Genomic DNA, 22458 nt, shown 5'->3' on the forward strand with positions numbered 1-22458 from the left:
CGGAGGAAACAAAAGAGGCGAAAGACAGAACAGACCGTTGCGATTCGGACAACAGTGCCGCAGATTGCCCGAACCACGGGAGCGGATGTCATGCTGGATTTCGGTGATCTCACCGTCTTTGCCAAGGTCGTCGAGACCGAAAGCTTCACGCGCGCCGGCCATCATCTCGGTATGCCGAAATCGAGCGTCAGCCGGCGCATCACCCGGCTCGAGCAGCACCTCAACACGCAGCTCCTGCGGCGCAACACCCGCGCGGTGACGGTGACGGAGGATGGCGCATTGTTCTTTCAGTACTGCTTGCGCTCGATCGGCGTGCTGAAGGATGGCGAGCGGGCGCTGCAAAGCCAGCAGCGCTATCCGCAGGGCATCATCCGGGTCGTGCTGCCACATGGGTTGAGCCAGAGCCTGCTCGGCCCGATGCTGGCGGAATTCCTCGCGCTCTACCCCGAGGTGCGGCTGCTGACGATGGTCAGCGACGAGGGCATCGCCTTGTTGCGCAACGGTTTCGACGTCGCGATCGAGGTCGGGCCGCTGGCCAGTTCCGACTTGGTCGCAACCCGGCTGGGTGGCGCGGAATGCGGGCTGTTCTGCGCGCACGATCTGGCCGAGCGGATGGGCACGCCGCAGACCCAGGTGGAACTGCCGCGCTTCGACCTGCTCGGGCTCGGCGCGGTCGACCGGCGGCATCGCTGGACGCTGCAGCGCGGCGACGAGGAGGCGGTCGTGGAATTCGCGGCCCGCTTCGCCACCAATGATCTAGCGATGCTGCGCCAGGCGACCCTGGCCGGGCTCGGCATCGCCAGCCTGCCCGCCTTCCTGTGCAAGCGGGATTTGGCGGAAGGGCGGTTGATGGAGGTGATGCCGGGGTGGAACAGCGGCTGGATCGATTATTTCGCGGTGTTCAGCGATCCCAAGACGGTGCCGGTGCGCGTCCGCACGCTGATCGATTTCCTGGTCGAGCGCCTGCGGCGTGGCCTGTCCTGGGATCCGGGATGACGATCGGTTGTCGAAAGCGGAACGGAGCGTTGCGCAGACAGTGACTGCCGAACGCGCGACGGCTGGGCGAAGATGCGCGCAGGCAGGACGGGGCGCACGCGCCGCGATCCGCGAAGGCGAGGTTTGGGGGCGGATGACGGTCGAGGTGAGATTTGCGCGGCAGCGCGCCGTGTTGCGTGGCCTGTTCGACCGCGCGGTCGATGCGGTATCCGCCGCGGCGGTGATGCCGAGGGCATTGGCGCAGGCGCGCGACGGGCGCACCGCGATCATCGCGATCGGCAAGGCCGCCGCGCCGATGATGCGGGTCGCGATCGACCGGGTGGGCGATCCCGCCGCCGCCTTGCTCGTCACGCGCCACGGCCATCTCGGCGACCTGGCCTTCCCCGACACGGTCGAGATCGTCGAGGCGGGCCATCCGGTGCCGGACGCCAACAGCCTGTTCGCGGCGGATCGCGCGCTGGCGATCGCCGCCGAGTTGCGCGCGCAGGACCGGTTGATCCTGTTGCTGTCGGGCGGCGGTTCGGCGCTCGCGGCGGCGCCGGTGGCGGGCGTCAGCCTGGAGGACAAGCAGGCGGTAACCCGCGCGTTGCTGCGATCGGGCGCGACGATCGGCGAAATCAATTGCGTGCGCAAACACCTGTCGCGGATCAAGGGCGGGCGGCTGGCGCTGGCCGCCGGGCCGGCGTTGACGACGACCTACATCATCTCCGACGTGCCGGGCGACGACCCCGCCTTCGTCGCGTCCGGGCCGACCGTCGCCGACGACAGTTCGCTGGCCGACGCGCGGGCGATCGTGGCGGGCTATGCGCTCGCTCTGCCCCCGGCGGTCAGCGCGGCGCTGGCCGACCCAGGCAACGAATCTCCCCCGGCCGATGCGCTCGGGCTGGCCGGGTGCGAGACGCTGGTGATCGCGCGTGCGCGCGACGCGCTGACCGCGGCGGCATCGGCCGCGGCGGCGGACGGCCTGGTCGTCACCAATCTCGGCGACCGCTTGCAGGCGGAGGCGCGGCATCTGGGCGCGAGCCATGCCGCGCTGGCCCGTCGCCTCGCCGCCGACGGGGCGGCGCGCGCGATCATCTCGGGCGGGGAAACCACCGTGACAGTCGTCAATCCGAACGGACGGGGCGGCCGAAACCTGGAATATCTGCTCGGACTCGCCATCGCGCTCGACGGCGATCCGCGGATCAGCGCCTTGGCCTGCGACACGGACGGCATCGACGGCACCGAAGATGCGGCGGGGGCGATGATCTTCCCCGATACGCTGGCGCGCGCCGCGACGGTCGGGCTGGACCCGGTCGCCTGCCTGGCGGCGAACGACGCCTATCGCTTCTTCGCCGCGCTGGGCGATCTGGTCGTGACGGGACCGACGCTGACCAACGTCAACGATTTCCGCGTGATCCTGATCGAAGGCGGTGGCGCATGAGCCGGGCCGCGCCGATCGATCGCTATCCCTGGGTGCTGATCGGCCTGTTGTGGGTCGCATCCTTCCTGAACGCCGCCGACCGTTCGATCCTCGTCGCGACCATGCCGCAGATCCGGGACGAATTCGGCCTGTCGGCGACCCAGCTCGCCTTGGTCAATTCGGTGTTCTTCTGGGTCTATGCCTTTGCGGCGTTCGCGTCGGGGCGGATCGGCGACGCGACCCGGCGGTCGCGCGTGATCGCCTACGGCCTCGTATTCTGGAGCGTCGCGACCGGCGCGATGTCGCTCGCTTTGGGCTTCGGGATGCTGCTCGCGGTGCGCGCCACCGTCGCGCTCGGCGAATCCACCTATTATCCCAGCGCCACGGCGTTGATCGGGGATTGGCATGGCGACCGCATGCGCAGCCGCGCGCTGTCGCTCCACCAGACCGGATTGTTCGCCGGCGCAGGGATCGGCGCGCTGGCCGCCGGCCTGATCGCGGACCGGTTCGGCTGGCGCATGCCGTTTCTGGTCTTTGCCGGCTTCGGGATCGTGTGGGCGGTGGTGCTCGTCCGGTTCCTGCGCGACCGCGCCGCCTCCGCGCCCAAGGACGAGGTGGCCGCAGCCGACGATCCGTTCCGCGTGATCCTGCGCACGCCCGCCGCGCTGATCCTGTGCGGCGTATTCTTCCTCGCCAACGGCGCATCGACCGGCGTGATGGTGTGGGCGCCGACCTTCGCGCACGATCTGCTCGGGCTCGATCTCACCGGATCGGCGCTGCTGGGGTCGGCCACGATCAACCTGGCCGGCTTCCTGTCGGTGCCGATCGGCGGCGTGATCGCCGATCTGCTGAGACGACGCTTCGTGCTCGGCCGGTTCCACACGCTCGCGATCGGCCTGAGCATTGCGGGGCTGTGCCTGTTGCCGCTGATCGTCGCGACGACGGCCTCCGCCGTCGCCCTCGTGCTGATCGCGTCGAGCATCGGCAAGGGGCTGTTCGACGGATGCATCTATGCCGCGATGCATGACATCGTGCCGCCGGCCGCCCGCGCCACCGCCGTCGGGCTGATGACGACGCTCGGCTTCATCGGTGCGGGACTGTCGCCGCTGCTCGTCGCCGGCGTATCCGGCACGTTCGGGCTTGCCGCCGGCATGACATCGCTGGCCATCGCCTATTTCTGTGCGGTTCTCGTGATCGTGGCGATGGGGCGGCTGGTGCGCCGCGCGATCGACGCGCGCGTCGTGTGATTTCTCGCCGGCCCGTGTTACGGCTTCGGCGGCGTCGTACGTCCAGATCGGTGATGACGGACGATGCCACGATCAAGCGCTGGTTCACCGAGGAGGTCCTGCCGCTCGAGCGCGATCTCGTGCGGTTCATCGCGCGGCATTGCCGCAAGGGCGAGGATGTGCCGGACGTGCGCCAGGAGGTCTACGAACGCGCGATATCCGGAGCGCCCGCCGATGGGCCGCGCACGACGCGCAATTACGTGTTCACGATCGCGCGCAACGTGCTGATCGATCGCGCGCGCCGGGCGAAGATCGTGTCGTTCGAGCAGATCGCCGATATCGATACGCTCGGCTGGGATCACGATCTCTTCGCGCAGGATCGCCAGTTGACGGCACGTGACGAGCTGCGTCGTGCGATGGCCGGGCTGGAGCAATTGCCCCCGCGCTGCCGCGAAGTGGTGCGACTGCGCAAGGTCGAGGGGCTGAGCATCCGCGAGACGGCCGCACAGCTCGGCGTCAGCCACCACACGATCGAGCGCCAGCTGACGCTCGGGCTGCGCGCGCTGGCGGATTTCATGCTCGGCGGCGCGGGACGGATCAACCGCACGCCGGCGGCGCCCGTCGCATTGCGGGAAGCCGACCGGTGAGCCGCGCGCGCGACATCGAACAGCGCGCGGCGCAATGGCTGGTCGCCCGAGAGCAGCCGGACTGGGCGGCCGATCGCGAGCGCGATCTGCGGCACTGGCTGGACCAGGATGTCGCGCACAAGGCCGCATTCTGGCGGCTGGAGGCTGGCTGGCGCGCGGCGGACCGCCTGGCCGCGACGCGCGCGTCCGTCCCCGTCGCGGCCAGGCGGTCGGTGCCGATCCACCGGGCATGGGCGATCGCCGCGTCGCTGCTGATGCTGTGCCTGGCGAGCGTCGCTATGTGGCGTTTCCTGCCGCGCGAACCGGATGCGGCCGTGGTTCGCGTCGCGACCGGGGTGGGCATGCGCCAACAGGTGCGGCTGGCGGACGGCAGCGCGGTGACGGTCAACACCGCCAGCAGGATGCGCGCCGCGATCTCGCAAGGCGCGCGCCGGGTGTGGCTCGATCGCGGCGAAGCCTATTTCGAGGTGGCGCACGACCGCCGGCATCCGTTCACGGTGTTTGCCGGCGGCCGCAAGGTGACGGTGCTGGGCACGAAATTCTCCGTCCGGCGCGACGGCGACACCGTGACCGTCGCGGTCGCCGAAGGGCGCGTTCGGGTGGAGGACGCCGATGCCGTGACCGGCGAACGCGCCGCGATCATCACTGCGGGCGACGTCGCCATCGCACGGGGCCAATCGATGTTGCTGGCGGACCGATCGGAACAGCGCGTGCAGGACAGCCTGGCCTGGCGGCGCGGCGTGCTGACGTTCGACCAGGTCACGCTGGAACAGGCGGCGCATGAATTCAACCGCTACAATGTCCGCCAAATCCGGCTCGGCGACGCGCAGGTGGCCGGGCTGCGGATCGGCGGAACATTCGAGGCGACCAATATCGAGGCGTTCACGCGGCTGTTGCACGACGCGTTCGGGTTGCATGTCGCGACCGACAAGGACGGCGTGACGATAAAATCCTGAACGACGGTTACGGTTTTTCGCGGACCGTTCGTCTGAGGTGGTGGCGGCACGAAGAGGCCGACCGAAGGACCAAAGGGGGGGATATGCGCAAGCTTCACGCATTCATGATGGCCGTGGCGACCGGCGCGGTGGTCGGCGCGTCGCCGATGCCGGCGCTGGCGGACGTGCGCCAGGAGGGGGGCTTCCGGGTGTACGATATCGGCGCCGGCAGCATGCAGAAGGCGCTGGACGCCTGGGCCCGGCAATCGAAACGCCAAATCATCTATCGCATCGAGGATGTGCGCCCGTTGCGCTCCGGCGGGGCGCGGGGGCGGCTGGGCGAGTTCGATGCCCTCGGCGCGATCCTGGCGGGATCTGGCCTGAAGATGCATCGCGATCCGTCCGGCGCGGTCGCCGTCAGCCGGCCGATCGCGCTGGCCAGCACCGGCAACGCCTTCCCCGTCATCCTGCCGCTTCAGGCCGCCACGTCGCCGGCCCCGCAAGCGAGCGAACCCGACGACAGCCTGCAGGACATCGTCGTCACCGCCCGCCGTACCGAGGAACGCGCGCAGAAGGTGCCGGTCTCGCTGACCGCGTTCACCCAGAATACGTTGCGCGAAAAGGGCATCGGCACCGCGACCGACCTGCAGAACTTCACGCCCTCGCTGACGGTGCTGGGCAACGTCGCCCGCAACCAGGAGACCTACACGATCCGCGGGCTGGGCGGTAGCGGTGGCGCGGGCACGGGCAGCGGCCCCGGCGTGGTCGGCTATTTCGCCGAAGTTCCGTCCTCGGCGAGCGGCCCTGGCAGCTTCTACGATCTCGCCTCGCTACAGGTGCTGAAAGGCCCGCAGGGCACGTTGTTCGGTCGCAACACCACCGGTGGCGCGGTACTGCTGGAGCCGGCGCGGCCCAAGCTCAACACGGTCGAGGGCTATATCGAAGGCACTTTGGGCAATCTCAGCCGCCGCAGCATGCAGGGTGCGCTGAACGTGCCGATCGTCGACGACGTGCTGGCGATCCGCATCGCCGGCCAGTTCGACAAGCGCGACGGCTACGTCACCGATGTCGTCACGCGGCGCGATTATCTGAACCGCGACAATTACTCGCTGCGCCTGGGCATCCAGTTCAATCCGACCGAGACGATCAACAGCTATACCGCGGTCAATTATATCGACGTCAACGAGCATGGCGGCGGCAGCATCCTGCTCGCCGTGCGGCCGGGCAGCCCCTATGCGTCGGTGCTGCAACCCTATCTGGCGCAGCAACAGGCGCGCGGGGTGCGGCGGACTTCGCTCGGCGTGCCGACGTTCGAGAAAGCGAAGAACCTGCTCGTGCTCAACAATACGACCTGGAATCCGACGCCGGAACTGACGCTGAAGAACGTCTTCAGCTATGCGCGCACCCGCTCGACCAGTGCCACCGACCGGGATTCCACCCCGTTGCCGATTGCCGATCTGCTCGGGGCGTTCCCCGGCAGCTACAACAACAATCTGCGGACGATCACCGAGGAATTCCAGGCGCGCTACGACAACGGCACCTTCAGCCTGCAGGGCGGTGGCTTCTATCTCGACGAAAAGAGCCCTGCCCCCCTGACCTTCCTGACCGTCAATCCGCTGCAGGCCGGCGGTATCCTCGGCGGCGGGCCGATCATCCTGCCGCCCGTCGCGCAGGCTTTACTGGGCGTCGACGGCCCGTTGCTGCCCGCGCTCAGCATCCAGCCCGACGCGTCGGTGCGCGCACGCAGCAAGGCACTCTATGCGCAGGCACAGTACAAGATCCTGCCGACGCTGACCGCGACGGCCGGCTTCCGCTGGACGTGGGACAGTTTCGGCGGAAACATCACGAGCTATCAATCGGCCGACAGCTATCAGGTGTTCAACCGGCTGGCCGCGCTCGGTCTCGTGACGCCGGCGCAGGCCGCGCAGGTGATCGGCCTGAACGCCAATCTGTGCGTCTACGATGCCTTTCAGGCGGTGGCGGCGGGCGGATTCCCGACGCTGAAATATCCGAATTGCACCAAGCCCAGCTTCAGCGGCAAGAGCGACGGCCCGACCTGGCAATTGGGGCTGGACTGGCAGGCCGATCCGCAGACGCTGGTCTATGCGGTGTCCCGGCGCGGCTACAAATCGGGCGCGAACAACCCGATCGTCACGCTGTTCCTGGGCGACAGCTATCCGTTGGCCGCGGTGAAGCCGGAACGGGTGACCGACGCCGAAATCGGCCTGAAGCGCGATTGGACGATCGGCACGGTTAAGGCGCGGACCAACATCGCAGCTTTCTATACCTGGTTCAACGACATCCAGGTGATCCAGCGCGCGGCGATCGCCGGTTCGGACATCCTCGCCAATGCGCAGAATGCGCGCGTCGTCGGGCTCGAATTCGAAGGGCTGATCATTCCGTTCAAGGCGCTGACGATCAGCGGCACCTATTCGTACAACGATGCCAAGTTCCTCGATTACATCACGATCCCGATCCCGGCGATCCCGTCCGCGCTGACTGCGGCACAGCCGTCGCGCGACCTGTCGAGCACGCCGTTCACCTTCGTCGCGCGGCACAAGTTCAGCCTCGATGGGCGGCTGGCGCTGCCGATCCCGGCGCGCGAGGGCGACATGGCGATTCGCGCGACGTACACGCACCAGTCGCGTCAACGCGTGGCGCCCGATGCGCAGCCGTTCGACACGATCGCGCCCTACGGGTTGCTCAACCTGCGGCTGGAGTGGAACGACGTGCGCGGCACGCCGCTGGATCTCGCGATCTACGGCACCAACGTGCTCGACCAGGCGTATCGCATCACCGCCAATACCGGGTACAACAATTCGGGCTTCAGCAACTCGATCTACGGCGAACCGGCGCAATACGGCCTGTCGCTGCGCTACCGCTTCTGATGCGCAGGCGGGGTCCGGCGCTGCTCGTCGCGGTGTTGCTGGCGGCGTGCGGCCGTGCGCCCGAGCGTCGCGCGATCACGCCCCAGCAGCAGCAACTGGTCGACCGCATGCGCGCGGCCGGGGCGACCGACCTCGATGCGAACGGCCGCGCGGACGGCGGCATGAGCATCGCCGGGAAGCTCGCCGGGCGCGCCTTCGGCATCGCGGTGCCGGCGCGGTGGAACGAGCAGGCGGTGCTGTTCGCCAACGGCTATTCGATTCCCGGGACGCCGGTTTCGGTGCCCGCCGATCCGGTCGCCAAGGATCCGTCCGGAGGCTTCCTGACCGCGGCCTACAAAGACGGTTTCGCGGTCGGCCAGAGCGCGTTCGACAAGCCGGCGATGGCGGTGAAGAGCGGGGTCGCCAATACGTTGCGCCTGCGCGGCTGGTTCAGCCGGATCGGCACGCGGCGCTTCTATCTCGGCGGCGCGTCGATGGGCGGCAACATCGTCATGGCGCTGATCGAAAAGCACCAGCACGCCTTCGCCGGCGCGATGAGCGCGTGCGGCGTGACCGGCGGGTGGGAAAGCGAGGTCGGCAGCCTGGTCGATCTGCGCGCGACGTACAACTATTACGCCCGCGGCAGCGGCTACGAACTGCCCGGCGATCATGATCTTTCCGTCAACGGCGTATCGCCCACGCCGCCAGCCGGCCTCGGCTTCGCGCGCGCCCCGTGGCTGTTCTGGCAGCTGAAGAAGATGAGCGGCATAATGGCGGACTTGTTCAAGGCCGCACGCGCCGATCCCAACGGCCCCGAGGCGAAGATGATCGCCCGGATCGCCTCGGTTGCCAAGGCGGATGCGGACCCGGCGAGCTTCATTTTCCCGATTATGACCGCGATGGTCAGCATGGAGGACATGCGCGCCAGTTTCGGCGGCGGCGTCTATGGCAATGCCGGCAAGGTCTATGACAGTCCGCTGCTCGGCGCGCAGGGCAAGGCGGCGTTGAACGCCGGGATCCAGCGGATCGCGTCCGATGCCCCTGCCCGCGCCTTCGCCACCGCCTGGTATCGGCCGACCGGGCGGTTCGCCACGCCGTTGGTGGCGGTACATAATCCGCATGACGGGCTGGTCTTCGCCGAACAGGCGTTGCTGCTGCGCCGATACGTGAAGGCCGCCGGCAACGAGGAGCGGTTGTTCCAGCTCTGGGCGCCATCGGTGCGGAAGGACATTCCCGGCACCGGGCTGAAAGGCTGGGCGCATTGCGGCTTCACGCCGCGCCAGGCGGCGGTGCTGTGGACCACGCTGCACGCCTGGGTCGAGACCGGGCGGCGGCCCCAAACGGGACGATATTGAGATGGCGGGCGTGATCGATCGGCGGCAGGCACTCGCGCTCGGCGCGGCCGCGATGGCGACACCGGTGCTGGCGCGTACGCCACGATCTGACTTCCTGTGGGGTGCGGCGACCGCCGGACATCAGATCGAGGGCAACAACGTCAACGCGGACATCTGGCTGCTCGAACAGGTCAAGCCAACCGTGTTCGCCGAACCCTCCGGCGATGCCTGCGACAGCCTGAACCGCTGGGCGGAGGATGTCGCGATCGTCAAGGCGCTGGGCCTCAACGCCTATCGCTTCTCGGTCGAATGGGCGCGGATCGAGCCGGTCCAGGGCCGGTTCAGCCAGGCCTATCTAGATCATTATGCGCGGATCGTGGATCGCTGTCGCGTATCCGGGCTGGCCCCGATCGTGACCTTCAACCATTTCACCACGCCGCGCTGGTTCGCCGCGCGCGGCGGCTGGGAAGCGGCGGACGCCCCGGCGCTCTTCGCGCGCTATTGCGACCGGGTGGCGCGGGCGATGGCGGGCGGCATCAGCCATGCGCTGACCTTCAACGAGCCGAATCTCTCGATCAGCGGCCCCTGGTCGCGCTTCCAGCCGGATGCCAAAGCGCGTGCGGCGACGCGCGCGATGATCGACGCGGCGGCCAAGGCCTGCGGTTCCGACCGATTCTCGCTGCTCAACGGCGGCGATGCGACGCCGATGATCCCGGGCGTGTTGCGCGCGCACCGGACCGGCCGCGACGCGATCAAGGCGGTGCGCGGCGACCTGCCGGTGGGGCTCAGCCTCGCGATCTCGGACGATGTGAGCATCGACGGCGACGCCCTGCTCGCCGCCAAGCGTCGCGCCCATTACGAACCGTTCTTCGAGGCGGGGCGGGATGACGATTTCCTCGGGGTGCAGACTTACGAACGAACCTATATCGGTCGCGCCGGCCCGCTCGACACGCCCCCCACGACGCCGCGCCGCGCCGACGGCAAGCCGTACGAGCCCGAAGCGATCGGCGGATCGATCCGCTACGCGCACAAGGCCACCGGCAAGCCGATCCTCGTGACCGAGAACGGCATCGATGCCAGCGACGATGCCGAGCGGGCGCGCTTCATTCCGGCCGCCATCGCCGCGGTGCAAGCGGCGGGTCGCGACGGCATCCCGATCCTGGGCTATATCCACTGGTCGCTGCTCGACAATTTCGAATGGCTGAGCGGCTACAAGCCCCGCTACGGTCTGGTCGCGGTCGACCGCACGACGTTCAAGCGGACCGTCAAGCCCAGCGCGCGCGTTTACGCCGCTCTCGTAAGGAAGCACATGCGATGATCCGATGGCTGATACCGCTGGCGATAGTGACGACGCCGGCCGCCGCGCAGAGCATTGCCAAGCAGGTTCCGACCTTTTCGCTGCCGCCGTCCAACCAGTTGAGCGACGCGGCCCGGCAGGTGCTGGCGCAAATGGATGCGGCGACCGCGCCAGACGCGATCAAGGGCGATGTCGCGAAACAGCGCGCCTTTTACGGCAAATGGAACGACGATCGCCTGGCCGAGATGCGCCGGCATTTCCGGACCAAGATCCGCCACGAAACGATCGCCGGCGTCGGCGTGGACATCGTCGATCCCGAAGGCGGCACGGCGAAGGACAATATCGCTCGGGTCCTCATCAACGTCCATGGCGGGGCGTTCATGTGGGGCGCGGGCAGCGGCGCACTGGTCGAGGCGATCCCGATCGCCGCGACGATGCGCGTGCGCGTGGTGACGGTGGACTATCGCCTCGCGCCCGAACATCGATATCCGGCGGCGTCGGAGGACGTGACCGCCGTGTACCGCGATCTGCTCAAGCGCTACCGGCCCGAGAATATCGGCATCTATGGCTGTTCGGCCGGCGGCGTCATCACCGCGCAGGCGACGGCGTGGATCGCCAAGCAGGGCCTGCCCCGCCCCGGCGCGATCGGGACATTCTGCGGCACCGGTGCGCCGTATAGCGGCGACAGCCCGTATCTCTCGCCGGCGCTGGCGGGTAACGCGCCACCCGCGATCCCGGCGCTGCCGGCGGTTCTGCCGGTCGGCTACATGGCGGGCGTGGCAGCGGGCGATCCGCTCGCTTATCCGCTGAACGCGGAGGCCGAGATCAAGGCGATGCCGCCGACCCTGCTGCTGGCAGGCGGACGCGACTTCGCGGTCAGCGCGCTGACGCTCGCGCATCGCCGCCTCGCCGCGGCCGGCGTGGACAGCGAATTGCAGCTGTTCGACGGCCTGCCCCACGCCTTCTTCATGTGGCCCGACATGCCCGAATCCGAGGAGGCCTTCGCCACGATCGCGCGCTTCTTCGATCGTCATCTCGGCCGCCGCCCACGCTGATTGTCGCTTCGTCCAGGAGTTTCCCCATGTCGTTCCGTTTCGCAGCCGCGCCGCTCGCCCTGCTCATCGCCGTCCCGCTCGCCGCGCAGACCGCGCCCGCGACCGGTCCTACCGCCGCGCAGGATGCGCTGGCCGCAAAGGCCCGCGCGAACGGCGCGACCGATCTGACGACCCGGCCCGCGCCCGGCGGCGGCGTCACGCTGGTCGGCAAGCTGAAGGGCGACCAGTTCGCCGTGTCCTTCCCGACCGGATGGAAGGGCGACGGGCTGGTCTATGCGCATGGCTATTCGACTCCCGGCACGCCGGTCGCGGTGTCCGAGGATCCGGTCACCGCCAGCACCGGCGGAGGGCTGATGCGCTTCGCCTACGAAGACGGCGTCGCGGTCGGCCACAGCGCCTATGACAAGGATGGCCTGGGCGTCGAGACGGGCACACGCAACACCAAGCGGTTGCGCGATTTCCTCGTCAAGCTGGGCGCGCGCCGCGTCTATGCCGCGGGGGATTCAATGGGCGGCGGGATCGTCGTGACGTTGCTCGAAACCTATCCGCGGGCCTTTGCCGGCGGTCTGGCCCGATGCGGTGTCGTGAGCAGCTGGAAGACGCTGCTCGGCCAGCTCTACGACATGCGCGCGGCATATAATTTCCTCACCAAGGGTACGCCCTATGCGCTGCCCGGCGAACAGGACATCCGCCGTTCCGCGCTATCGCCCATCCCCCCGGCGGGCACGACGACCGACGCCAAGATCTACGGGTGGGGGCAGTTGACGCGGGTCGCGACCCCAGTGCTGGCGCTGTTCGCGGCAGCGAAGAAGGATCCCGCCGGCCACGAGGCGCGCATCCTGCGCCAGGTCGCGGCGATCGGCGGATTCGATGTCGATCCCGGATCGATCGCCTTCCCGCTCGTCACCGCCGCTTTGGGGGCCGAAGACATGGCGACGACGACCGGTGGCCAGCCCTATGGCAATATCGGCAAGGTCTATGCCAACGACACGATGACCGCGCAGGAGGCCGACGCGCTCAATCGCGGAATCCAGCGCGTCGCGGCGTCGCCCGGCGCGGTCGCCTATCTGACGCGCTGGCACGAGGCGAGCGGACGCATCGCGGTGCCGTTGGTGACGATGCACAACAGCATCGATTCCCTGGTGCCGTATGCTCAGGAAGTGGCGTTCGCGAAAACCGTCGCCAAAGCCGGCAGCTCCGCGCGTCTGGCGCCCTATGCGGTACCGCCGCTACGCGCACCGCTGCCGGTCGGGGGCGTGGAGGCCTATACCCATTGCGGCTTCACGCCCGAACAGACCAAGGCCGCGTGGTCCGCGCTCCGCGATTGGACCGAGACGGGCAAGCGACCCGCCGCCGATGCGGTGAAGTAATTGCGCGGCCGGCGGGTGCCGCAGCCCGAGCGAGACGTCGCCCGAAACATCACATTCGCTGCCTGAGCTATGTCGCGATGCCGGCCTTGCATCCGCCGCCCGACGCTAACGGTCCCGGCTCACCGGATCGGATCGTAGCTGAACAGCCAGAGCGCCGAGGCCTGTTTCCCGCGATCCCCGGTACGCTGCAAGCGCCCGACCATCGTGTATTTCTCTCCCGCTTTCAGCGTACCGGACGGCATCAGTCCGGCAAGGCGCGGCGCGATGTAGAGGATGACCGGATAGCCGTCGTCGGTGGTCATCGCAGCAGCGGTATAGCCGAGCTTTCCGCCGACCACGTTGACGTTCACCTGCCCGATCCCGGTTGGCGGGGTCAGGCTGGTGACGGTGCCGGTCACGCGGATGAGATTGCCGAGCGGCTGGTCCGTCCTGTCGTCGAACGGGCGCTTCGTGCGCATCCGCTCGGTATTGACCGCATCGTAATGCGTCAGAAGTTGACCCAGCGTCTGATACTGGATCGTCCACTTGGTATGCGCGGCATTGTTGAGCGTGAGGTTGAAGATCTCGAAGAGATTGTCGGTCCATTGCTTGCAGCCATCGGCATCATCGCAATAGCCCCAGGCCGCATCGATCCATTGCAACAACTGGGAATCCGGATTGCTGAATTCAGCCTCCTTGGCGAGGCCGGGGCCGAACGCCACCGCCGCCTGATGCTGGCGCGGAGCGACCACCGCGACGGCACCGTTGCCGACATCGAGCTTGCCGACACGGAGTTGCCGCATCATCGCCCAGGCATAATCCTGGGCGGTCATGCCGCGCAGATCATTGACGACGATGAAGGTCATTTCGACGCCGACATCCCTCGCCAGCGTGTACAGCCGCTGGTCCATGGCACGGGCGCGGACCGGATCGAGCTTGCCGGTCTCGTCGATGATGAACCGGCCGTATTTGAACGGAATCGATCCCGGACTGGGCAGGGTGCGCGCCACGCTCCACTCCGGCTGGACCGGCGTGGTTCTGGCCCCGGTGTCGGGCCTTGCGGCGGTGCCGCCGCCGCCACAATCGGTTCGACCGGATTGCTCGCAGGACTGAACCCAGCCTTCGCGGATCGCCACCATTCGGGCCTGCTTGTCGGGATGCGTGAAGCTCGCATGGTCAGAACCCACGGCCGCGATCATCCGGGTCGTAGCTTCCAGCGGCGCACCCATCTTGTAGAGCACGAACCCGCTGAACTTGTCCGCCTCCAGTTCGATCTCCGGGCGGCTGCCACCCGGCACGATCGTATGGCCGGACAGGTGATGGCCGATCTCGTGCGCCATGACGCTGATCGGGCCCCACGGGCTGCCGGATTCGGCCTGCGCCGCCGCCATGAACTTCGGATTGAACGCGATCACCCGGCGCGGCACGCGACCCTCGTCGAGCAGGATCACCGCCGCCGCATTGTCGACCGGTCCGGAGACCACCACGAAATTCGCCGGCAGCCCGGTGAAGCCCATGATCCGGTTGATCGCCACCGAACATTGCTGCGGCACCGGCCCGGTGAGCGCCGCGGGCTGCGCGGTGACCGGGCGGCCGTCATAGGAACAGGCCTGCAGCGTCGAGGCGATGGCCTCCACCTTTTGCGATCGCGACAGGGAGGCCGAGGGCGTCTCCTTCTTGCCCTGATCACAACCGGGCAGCAGCAGCGCGCCCATCGTCAAAGCCAGTGATGAAACGAGTGTTCGGGCCATGTCGCCTCCCTTCACGTCATCGCGTAACGATCCATAGTATCGCCAACGCATAAAGACGCAAAAGTGCCCAACTGAAGCCGGCGAAAACGCCGCATGCCAACAACAGGCGTGGCCAATCCGAGCGCAATTTGAGCAGAAAGAACTGTTTGTACGCAACAGCGACGATCAGCAGCTTGATCCCGAACACATAATATTGCGATGTCGATTTGTGCCACAGCACGAATTCGGGACTGCGCCAGATCAACGTCGGCAGCAGGTTCAAGATGATCACCGCCAGAATGATGGTCTGGCAGAACACCGCGAGCACCGCATGCTCGATCAGATTGTAACCGAGCCGCCCGTGGAACGTGATCCACGACGCTATGAGGATGGCGAAGATGCCGAGCGAAAAACTCCAATTGGCATAGGCCAGCACCTGCTTGGCCATGCGATCGACATCGCCGTTTTCGCCGCCATGCGCATACACGGCGAAATAGCGATTGGCGGCGAGCACCAGGACGAGCAGCGCGACCAGCGCGATCAACAAGGTCAGCGGATGCATGAGTTCGGTGCGTCGCCCCATCACGTATCCGCGCGCGACCCGCCCCGGCGACAGGATCAGCCCGCCGATCGTCCTGAGCGAGCGGAACTCGAACACGCGCAGCCGTTCCCAGCTTTCCCGGCCGATATCGCGCCACAGAAAACGCTTCGCCGCTTTCTGACCGCAGCCGGCGCAATATGGGGTGGCCGATGCCACGCCGCAGTTGCGGCAGACCGGTGCCTCGAACCAGGCGGCGTCCGGGCCCGCGTCGGGCAGGTCGCGATCGATTTCCGGACCGGCGATGCGAGCAAGGTCGATCTTCCAACGCACCACAGGATACTCCCCGTCGAGCCCGCCATGAGGATCGTGCTTCCGGCGAAATTCACGCCTTGCCCGGGTCGAGTGCCGCCGAGGCTATCACGGCGACCCTCGTGGTCAATCCCGCTCTGGTCGCGCCAGACGACCCAGCACGTGCGACGGCGCACGGATTTGCCACTTTCACCGGCTTGCGACACGACGTATTCAGCTTTTCAGTGTATCATCGGCACGTCGCTGGAGGACTATTCAAGGACTATGATGCGCCTATCCCTGCTTTCCCGCCTGCTTCTTTCCAGCGCCGCCGCGAGCTGCCTGGTCCCGACTCCCGCTACCGCCAGTTCCGCCGAGCTGATCGGGCTCGAGCGCGATCTGAGCCTGCTGGTCGCCGGACGCTCGGGGGAGTATGGCATCGCTGCGCTCGATCTTCGCGACGGCTCAACCGTGGCGATCAACGGCGACGTCGCATTTCCGATGGCAAGCACGATCAAGATCGCCATCGCGGCCGCCTATCTCGCTCAGGTCGATCAAGGCCGACGCAGCCTCGGCGATATGATCGTCGGCCGTCCTGCCGCGAAAGTCCTGGAACTGATGATCGTTCGCAGTGACAACCGCGCGGCCGATCAGGTGCTCGACAGTGTCGGTGGCCCCGCCGCGCTCCAGCAGTGGCTGTCGACGCAAAAGATAACCGGCATTCGTGCAGACCGCACTATTGCCCAATTGCTGCGAGAGCGTGGCCATCTTGCCGATAGCAAGGATGTTGCCACGCCGGTTGCCATGGTCACGCTTTTGCAAAAGCTTGACAGTGGCACCGTTCTGACGGCGCAGAGCCGAACGTTCCTCTTCGGACTGATGAGCCGATGCGCGACGGGCACGCGCCGCATCCGCGCCCTGCTGCCCGCCGGCACCCCGGTCGAGGACAAGACCGGCACCCTCGACGGCGTCACCAACGATGTCGGGTTCATCACCATGCCTGACGGCCGCCGCGTAGCGGTCGCGGTGTTCGCTCGCGGTGGGCGCGATCATCAGCCGGTCATCGCTCAGGTCTCCCGCGCGATCTATGATCGTTTCGCGGACAGCGCCCGCAACGCGCTCGCTTTCTTCATGCGGCTACGGTGACCTGAGCCAGGTCGATCGCGCTTCAGCGCGCCCGCAGGGGGCAAGGCCTGCTCCGTAGCCAGATGCCCGCCCTCCCCCTGTCAAACGCGGTATGGACCTAGAACTTCGTCTTGGCATTGACGCCGATGGTGCGGCGCGGCCCTGCCTGCCCATAGACGGACGCGGCATCGCGATCGGCGAAGGTCAGGTATTTGTGATCGAGCAGATTCTCGGCGAACAGGGTCAATTCCCAAGGTCCCTTGCGGAAGCCGGCCTGGGCGTTGATCAGGATTCGCGAGCCGATCCGGTCGGGGACTCCTTCCCCGAAGCGCGCCGTATAGTCGCTGGTATATTTGGCGTCTCCGCCGAGGAAGAAGCCGCGCGGTAAGTGATAGCGCCCACCGAACGCCAAGCTGACTTTCGGGGCATCGGGAAATGCCTCGCCCGACATGTCGCCGAACGCGGATGTCCGGAAATCCCGGAACCTGGTGTTCAGATAGCCAAAAGATGCGAAGACCGAGAACCGCCGGTCGACCTGGAATGTCGGTTCCAGTTCGAAGCCCCAGCTGCGCGAGGACGCAGCGTTTTCGGTGATCGTGTAGCTCGGCCGCGTGGAATCCGGCGCGAACTCGACCTGTTGGTCGGTATAGGCGGTGTAGAACAGGCTGGCGCTGATCGACAGCCGGTTGCCCAGCGTCCGCCCCTTGTAGAAGAATTCGTAATTCCGGACCGCTTCGGGGCCGTAATAGACGTTCCCGCCGGTATCGCGATCGAGATAGAAGCCGCCCGTCCGGAATCCTTGCGAGTAGGTGAAGCCGGCCCGATGGCCGGACGCGATATCCTTCGCCAGCCCGATCCGCGGCACGAAATTGGTCTCGTCGAACCTGTTGAAGTTGTCGAACGTCTGGGGCGCGCCGAAGAAGATGCTGTTGCTCTGCTCGGTCGTCGATTCTTCGAGATAGTCGAGCCGCCCGCCGAGCGTGAGATGCCAGGTCGGCACGAACGCGAACGTCGCTTCCCCGAACAAAGCGATATTGTCGGTCGTGCGGATGAAGGTTTCGTCGAGCGTGGTGAAGAACGGCGTCGACACCAGGCTGAGACTGGAGTCGAATTTCTGGCGGCTGCCGAAGACGCCGGCAACCCACTTCCAGCGATCGGCTTCATAGTTGAGGCGCAATTCCTGCGACATCAACGTATCGACCACATCGCCCCGCATGCCGTCCGGGACACCGGGTTCGCCGGCATCGACCGACAGGCGATACGTCGTGCCGTGTGTGTATCCGGTCTGCGACGTCAGCCTCAGCGCGTCGGAGAGATCATGCGTCAACTCGAAACCGACATTGTGGACCTTGATCCGGCGGTATTCGGCGAAGGTATCGAGCGGGAAGCCGGAAAGATTATAGCCGTCGCCGCGTCGGTCCTCGAGCGTGAAGCGGTCGTTCTCAAAGACGAGCCGCTCGTTGGGGCGATCGTCGGAATAGGAATAGCTCAGCAGCATCCGTGTGTCGGGCATGCCCGATGGCGTGAGCAGCAGTTTCGCGCGGATCGTGCCGCTCCGGTCGGTCTCGAAATCGTGGGAATTGTTGTACCTCTGATAGTCCGGATACTGCACATCGGTGCGCTGCGACTGGAGCGACCCGGCGATGCGGAGGGCGAGCCGGTCATCGACCAGCGGCAGGTTCGCGACGAAGGCGCCACCGCGAAAATCGCGATTCCCGACGATGCCGGACAGTTCGAACTCGCGTGCGAAGGTTGGATCCTTGGTCTTGATGTAGATCGCGCCGGCGGTGGCCGCGCGACCGCTCAAGGTCGATTGCGGCCCGCGATAGACCTCGACCTGCTCCGTATCCCACAGGTTGCGCGCACCGAACCGGGCACCGTAGCGCGTCTGCAGGATGCCATCGACGTAGAGCGATCCGGTGGGCGCACCGGCGGGCGTGAATCCTTCCGAACTCACGCCGCGAATAACGAAACCCGAATTAGTGAAAGCGGAGTCCATCACGTTGCCGAGGCGGCGGTAGACATCCTGCGTGGTGCGGATCTGCCCGTCCGCGATGTTTTTGCCGGTGACCACTCCGACGCTGGAGGCGGTTTCGCTCAGGACCGTGGTTTCACGCGCGCCGTATACGATGATCTCGGGTTCGACCGCCGGCTCGGCTTCGGGGAGCGTGCTGGGTCGCGCCGGCCGGCCTCGCGGTGCGATCTTCGCCGCCGACTGCGCAGCGCGGGACAGGATGAAACCGTCGCTGCCATCCGGACGGGCGACCAGGTCGCTGCCCGACAGCAGCCGATCCAGCGCGTCCGCGACCGAATAGGCACCGCGCAGGCCGGGCGTACGCTTGCCCCGCGCCAAGGCGGGATCGAACACGATCATCACGCCCGTCTCTCGGCCCAGCCGCGTGATGGCCTGGCCGAGCGGACCGGCGGAAATATCGATCTGTCGCAGCGCCTGCTTCGTCTGTGCCCGGACAGGCATCGCAATGCCGATCCCCGTCGTCAAAATCGCGACAGCCGCCGCACCGCGCAGCGCCCTTACCTTCAGCATCAGGATCAGTCCCCTTGAAATACGGTCTCATCTCAGGGGACGGGCGAGTTCGAAAATCGGGAACCAGGGCGCGAAGTTATTCTGCGCGCCGCACCCACACTTCGCCCTTGCCGGTACGCGCCACACGAAGGCCCGTCGCCGTGAGAAGGCCGCGCAGGGCGCGATCACTGTCCGTCAGCGGGAAGCTGCCCGACACCCTGATTGCGGCAAGCTCCTGGCGATCGAAGTGTAGCGGTGCTTTACGATAGCGATTGAGTTCCAGCAGAACGCGCACTACCGGCTGGTCGTCGGCCGCGAGCCAGCCATCCGCCCAGACCGCCGTCGCCTCGGGATCGACGCGGCGGAGATGAACCAGCCTGTCCTGTCTCATCCGCACTCGATCGCCGGGCGATAGATCGGCACAATCCTTGGCGACGCCGCTGGGCAGGCAGACGCGTACGCGAGATTCCAGGACGGTGACGGTGGTCGCATCCTCGTCCCGGCGTACGATGAACGCTGTACCGCGCGCGGTCGCGGTGCCGTCGCGGGTCTCCACGACGAACAGCCGCCCTTTGTCTTTCGCCACGCGTGCCAGGATCCGCCCCTGGAAGAGGGTGACGATCCGGCGCGTGTCGTCGCGACGGAAATCCAGTGTCGTCCCGGTGTCGAGGGTGAGGCCGCTGCCATCGGCCAGCGTGACCGTGCGTTGCTCGCCCCGCGCCGTCTCGTGATCGGGAAACCATGCCCGGACGACGGGCGATTGCGCCGCCAGCCAGCCCCCGCCGACCAGCACGGCAAGGCCGAGCGTCACGCCGCCCAGCCAGCCGCGTTTCCTGGACCGTCTTGCGAGCACCGCCTCGATCGCTTCGCGGCCGATCGCATCGGTGCGGTCGAACCGGGCGTCGAGGCAGCACATTCTTTCGAGTGCCAGCCGGTGCGACGGATCTTCGCGGCACCACGCTTCGCACGCGTCGCGATCGGCTTGCGTCGCGTCATCGGTGGCGAGTTGAGCCGCCCAACAGGCGGCCTGTTCGACGATTTCCGGCGTTGGACGGGCGGCGTTCATCCGTCGGGATAGGCCAGCGCGTAGCAATGCGCATAGACCCGGGCGACATACCGTTTGGCCATGCGCTCCGATATGGCGAGCTGCCGCCCCGCCTCCGCGTAGCGCAGCCGATCGAACCGGATCATCAGAAAGGCTCGCCGCGCCTTTTCGGGCAGGGTTTCGAGCAGGTCCACGATCGCGCCGAGAAGCTGCGCGGCTTCGGCGATCCGTTCGGGCGTGAGATGATCCACCTCGCCGGTGCGGACGGCATGCACCGCAAGATAGGCCCGTTCGATCTCGCGCCGGCGAATGTCATCGATGAGAATGCGCCGCGCCACCGTGGAGAGATAGCCACGCGGATCACGGACGGGTTGCGCGTCCTTCGCCTCCAACAGGCGGCAGAACGTATCCTGCGCCAGATCCGCGGCACGATGCGAGCACCGCGTATGACGTCGCAGCCAGTCGCGCAGCCAATCGCCGTGCGACGCATAAAGCGTGCTGACATCGATCGTGGCTGCGACGGTCGGCACCGTGAAGACTCCCTCATCGCAACCCGATGGTCAGACGTGTCGTCTACGGGTCAGAGCAGCTCCTTATGAGTTATGAGAATGATTCGCAATATCCTTAAAGGGCTTGGCCCGGCAGGTTCGTGTCCGAGGCGGGCGGCCAAGATAGCGAAGAGACCGCGGCGCACGGGTCCTCAGGCTGTCCCCTGCCGGAAGCCCATCAGGACGTTGCCTTCGGTCGACAAGTAATTGCGGCGGTAATCGAAGCGCGGAGTGTCGGAAAACAGCAGATAATAATATTTCATCTGTTCCGACCACCAATAGCCGGGACAATGATCGGCCTGCCGCTTGGGGTCGGTGGTGACGTCGAAAAGGTCGGTATAGCCGTATTCGGCTTTGTTCCACCGCTTCATTGCCTCGAAATGCGCCCGGCCGATTTCGCGCCATCGTGGATGCCGGTCGAGCAACCATAGCGTGAAGGCGGAATCGACCAGCTCGGGGCGCAGCGCATTGCCGAGTTGCGTGGGCGCGGCGCTGGCATAGTCATAGCCTTCCGGCAGGACGCCGTACCGCGCCTGCACTTTCGCCCAACTTTCGGTATAAGCCGCACCGAGCTTCGGCGCGCCGCCCTGCGCGAGGAGACCACCGTAAAACGACGCGAGTTCGTCCTGCTCGGTGCTGACAACCGCGCCGGTTTCGAAATCCACGTCGGCGAACCACAGGTTGCCGTCCTTCCAGACCTGCTGGTGCTTCATGATCGCCGCGGTGCAGACGTCGTACATCCGCTTGCACTCCGCATCGCCGAACACCTGCCAGCTGTCCCAGAGATATTCGAAAAAGCTGTCGCAATATGACCCGACGGTCGCTTGGCGCGAACGCCATTCGCCGGTCAGCACGTCGATCTTGGTCGCCACCAGATCGAGCTTCGAGCGACGCTCGAAGACCGCGACCATTGCCTTCCTTGCGGTCGCCGCATAGCGCGGATCGCCCGTCAGCTGGCTGAGCGTGCCCCATTCGGGCAGATAGGTCGCGATGTCGGCGGGGCTGGTGACCGGTTCCCGCACCGCTCCGGTCTTCAGGTTGACGAAACGATAAGGCATGCCGGTCGGCGTCGCAAAGGCCGGCAGCAGCCGGTTCGCCAGATCCCGCGCCTTGGCCAGGAGCGTTGCATCACCGCATGCATGATGGGCGGACAGCAATCCGCCGACGAGACGGATCGAGGTCTCGAATACCGACACCTCGCCATCGACGTCCGCGTCGAAGTTCGCCTTCACCCAATCCACCCCGGCTTGAAACCGGCTATCGAGGCCCATCACCCACAACGTGTCGAGGGCCTCGATCAGACTGAGTCCGAGATGGTGCGCCTTGAGCGGGAAGCTGGAAAAGCCGCCGCTGACCGGCTTGATCTCGTCCTTGCCCCAGGCGCGCTCGCGGTAACGATCCCACGACCAGGCCATCTGCGCCTTCACATCCTCCGCAAGCGCGTGCCAGTCGGTTCCGGTGCTGGCCAGGGCCGGGCGTATCGCCATCGCGCCGCCCAATGCGGTCGTGCCTGTCAAAACCCTACGCCGATCGATCAGCATCATCGCTC

17 protein-coding genes are annotated in these 22458 nt (G+C 66.7%); 11 read left to right on the plus strand and 6 right to left on the minus strand.

Translation table 11 applies throughout. The annotated features are described in order from the left end of the window. Positions 1 to 90: 90 nt before the first annotated feature. The 10 genes from ASG11_RS15810 (at position 91) to ASG11_RS15855 (ending at position 13129) form a co-directional block, all read left to right on the plus strand. Positions 91 to 996, plus strand: coding sequence for a LysR substrate-binding domain-containing protein (locus ASG11_RS15810; RefSeq protein ID WP_055782255.1), 906 nt, complete (start codon positions 91 to 93; stop codon positions 994 to 996). 40 nt (positions 997 to 1036) lie between these two features. Then, entirely contained in the window at positions 1037 to 2419 is a 1383-nt protein-coding gene (locus tag ASG11_RS15815; RefSeq protein ID WP_236697548.1) for a glycerate kinase type-2 family protein, read from the plus strand. After that, the gene (locus tag ASG11_RS15820; RefSeq protein WP_055782260.1) at positions 2416 to 3645 is read left to right on the plus strand and encodes an MFS transporter; all 1230 of its coding nucleotides are present in this window, start codon (positions 2416 to 2418) and stop codon (positions 3643 to 3645) included. Before ASG11_RS15815 ends, ASG11_RS15820 begins: the two co-directional genes overlap by 4 nt. Before the next feature lie 53 nt (positions 3646 to 3698). Then, positions 3699 to 4271 carry an RNA polymerase sigma factor gene (locus ASG11_RS15825; RefSeq protein WP_201781357.1) on the plus strand — a complete coding sequence of 191 codons (573 nt, stop codon included), beginning with the start codon at positions 3699 to 3701 and terminating at the stop codon, positions 4269 to 4271. Beyond that, positions 4268 to 5227, plus strand: coding sequence for a FecR family protein (locus tag ASG11_RS15830; RefSeq protein ID WP_055782262.1), 960 nt, complete (start codon positions 4268 to 4270; stop codon positions 5225 to 5227). Before ASG11_RS15825 ends, ASG11_RS15830 begins: the two co-directional genes overlap by 4 nt. An 83-nt stretch (positions 5228 to 5310) precedes the next feature. Beyond that, a complete protein-coding gene (locus ASG11_RS15835; protein ID WP_236697549.1) occupies positions 5311 to 8094 on the plus strand; it encodes a TonB-dependent receptor in 2784 nt (927 codons plus the stop codon). Further along, positions 8094 to 9428 (plus strand): hypothetical protein, encoded by a 1335-nt coding sequence (locus ASG11_RS15840; RefSeq protein ID WP_055782264.1) that lies wholly within the window; start codon positions 8094 to 8096, stop codon positions 9426 to 9428. Before ASG11_RS15835 ends, ASG11_RS15840 begins: the two co-directional genes overlap by 1 nt. Position 9429: 1 nt before the next feature. After that, positions 9430 to 10725, plus strand: a complete 1296-nt coding sequence (locus tag ASG11_RS15845; protein ID WP_055782267.1) for a family 1 glycosylhydrolase — start codon at positions 9430 to 9432, stop codon at positions 10723 to 10725. Next, positions 10722 to 11759, plus strand: a complete 1038-nt coding sequence (locus tag ASG11_RS15850) for an alpha/beta hydrolase (protein WP_055782269.1) — start codon at positions 10722 to 10724, stop codon at positions 11757 to 11759. The genes ASG11_RS15845 and ASG11_RS15850 overlap by 4 nt, the downstream gene beginning before the upstream one ends. Before the next feature lie 26 nt (positions 11760 to 11785). Further along, entirely contained in the window at positions 11786 to 13129 is a 1344-nt protein-coding gene (locus ASG11_RS15855; protein WP_055782272.1) for an alpha/beta hydrolase family protein, read from the plus strand. Positions 13130 to 13248: 119 nt separating this feature from the next. Here the strand turns inward: ASG11_RS15855 and ASG11_RS15860 are convergent, their stop codons facing one another. Beyond that, positions 13249 to 14859, minus strand: a complete 1611-nt coding sequence (locus tag ASG11_RS15860; protein ID WP_156363836.1) for a TPM domain-containing protein — start codon at positions 14857 to 14859, stop codon at positions 13249 to 13251. 16 nt (positions 14860 to 14875) lie between these two features. Then, complete coding sequence (locus ASG11_RS15865; protein ID WP_168371754.1) at positions 14876 to 15709, minus strand: DUF3667 domain-containing protein; 834 nt, start codon at positions 15707 to 15709, stop codon at positions 14876 to 14878. Positions 15710 to 15955: 246 nt separating this feature from the next. On the opposite strand from ASG11_RS15865, the gene ASG11_RS15870 reads away from it, so the two are divergent. After that, entirely contained in the window at positions 15956 to 16813 is an 858-nt protein-coding gene (locus tag ASG11_RS15870) for a serine hydrolase (RefSeq protein ID WP_082472923.1), read from the plus strand. Between the two features lie 97 nt (positions 16814 to 16910). On the opposite strand, the gene ASG11_RS15875 is transcribed toward ASG11_RS15870, so the two are convergent. From ASG11_RS15875 to ASG11_RS15890, 4 genes are all read right to left on the minus strand, one after another. After that, positions 16911 to 19337 carry a TonB-dependent receptor domain-containing protein gene (locus ASG11_RS15875; protein ID WP_201781358.1) on the minus strand — a complete coding sequence of 809 codons (2427 nt, stop codon included), beginning with the start codon at positions 19335 to 19337 and terminating at the stop codon, positions 16911 to 16913. A 76-nt stretch (positions 19338 to 19413) separates the two neighbouring features. Beyond that, positions 19414 to 20382: a FecR family protein gene (locus ASG11_RS15880; protein ID WP_236697550.1), complete on the minus strand. Its 969-nt coding sequence runs from the start codon at positions 20380 to 20382 to the stop codon at positions 19414 to 19416. Then, a complete protein-coding gene (locus ASG11_RS15885) occupies positions 20379 to 20891 on the minus strand; it encodes a sigma-70 family RNA polymerase sigma factor (protein WP_055782280.1) in 513 nt (170 codons plus the stop codon). Before ASG11_RS15885 ends, ASG11_RS15880 begins: the two co-directional genes overlap by 4 nt. Positions 20892 to 21061: 170 nt before the next feature. Next, positions 21062 to 22453 (minus strand): glycoside hydrolase family 47 protein, encoded by a 1392-nt coding sequence (locus tag ASG11_RS15890; protein ID WP_236697551.1) that lies wholly within the window; start codon positions 22451 to 22453, stop codon positions 21062 to 21064. Between the last annotated feature and the right edge of the window lie 5 nt (positions 22454 to 22458).

This window comes from Sphingomonas sp. Leaf357, from assembly GCF_001423845.1.
Lineage (GTDB): Bacteria > Pseudomonadota > Alphaproteobacteria > Sphingomonadales > Sphingomonadaceae > Sphingomonas.

What these genes read in the sequence shown, in the direction of transcription:
- ASG11_RS15875 (WP_201781358.1), bottom strand. Translation starts at nt 19,337, where the DNA reads ATGCTGAAGGTAAGGGCGCTGCGCGGTGCGGCGGCTGTCGCGATTTTG.
- ASG11_RS15890 (WP_236697551.1), bottom strand. Translation starts at nt 22,453, where the DNA reads ATGATGCTGATCGATCGGCGTAGGGTTTTGACAGGCACGACCGCATTG.
- ASG11_RS15825 (WP_201781357.1), top strand. Translation starts at nt 3,699, where the DNA reads ATGACGGACGATGCCACGATCAAGCGCTGGTTCACCGAGGAGGTCCTG.
- ASG11_RS15850 (WP_055782269.1), top strand. Translation starts at nt 10,722, where the DNA reads ATGATCCGATGGCTGATACCGCTGGCGATAGTGACGACGCCGGCCGCC.
- ASG11_RS15855 (WP_055782272.1), top strand. Translation starts at nt 11,786, where the DNA reads ATGTCGTTCCGTTTCGCAGCCGCGCCGCTCGCCCTGCTCATCGCCGTC.
- ASG11_RS15870 (WP_082472923.1), top strand. Translation starts at nt 15,956, where the DNA reads ATGCGCCTATCCCTGCTTTCCCGCCTGCTTCTTTCCAGCGCCGCCGCG.
- ASG11_RS15820 (WP_055782260.1), top strand. Translation starts at nt 2,416, where the DNA reads ATGAGCCGGGCCGCGCCGATCGATCGCTATCCCTGGGTGCTGATCGGC.
- ASG11_RS15880 (WP_236697550.1), bottom strand. Translation starts at nt 20,382, where the DNA reads ATGAACGCCGCCCGTCCAACGCCGGAAATCGTCGAACAGGCCGCCTGT.
- ASG11_RS15810 (WP_055782255.1), top strand. Translation starts at nt 91, where the DNA reads ATGCTGGATTTCGGTGATCTCACCGTCTTTGCCAAGGTCGTCGAGACC.
- ASG11_RS15845 (WP_055782267.1), top strand. Translation starts at nt 9,430, where the DNA reads ATGGCGGGCGTGATCGATCGGCGGCAGGCACTCGCGCTCGGCGCGGCC.
- ASG11_RS15840 (WP_055782264.1), top strand. Translation starts at nt 8,094, where the DNA reads ATGCGCAGGCGGGGTCCGGCGCTGCTCGTCGCGGTGTTGCTGGCGGCG.
- ASG11_RS15835 (WP_236697549.1), top strand. Translation starts at nt 5,311, where the DNA reads ATGCGCAAGCTTCACGCATTCATGATGGCCGTGGCGACCGGCGCGGTG.
- ASG11_RS15860 (WP_156363836.1), bottom strand. Translation starts at nt 14,859, where the DNA reads ATGGCCCGAACACTCGTTTCATCACTGGCTTTGACGATGGGCGCGCTG.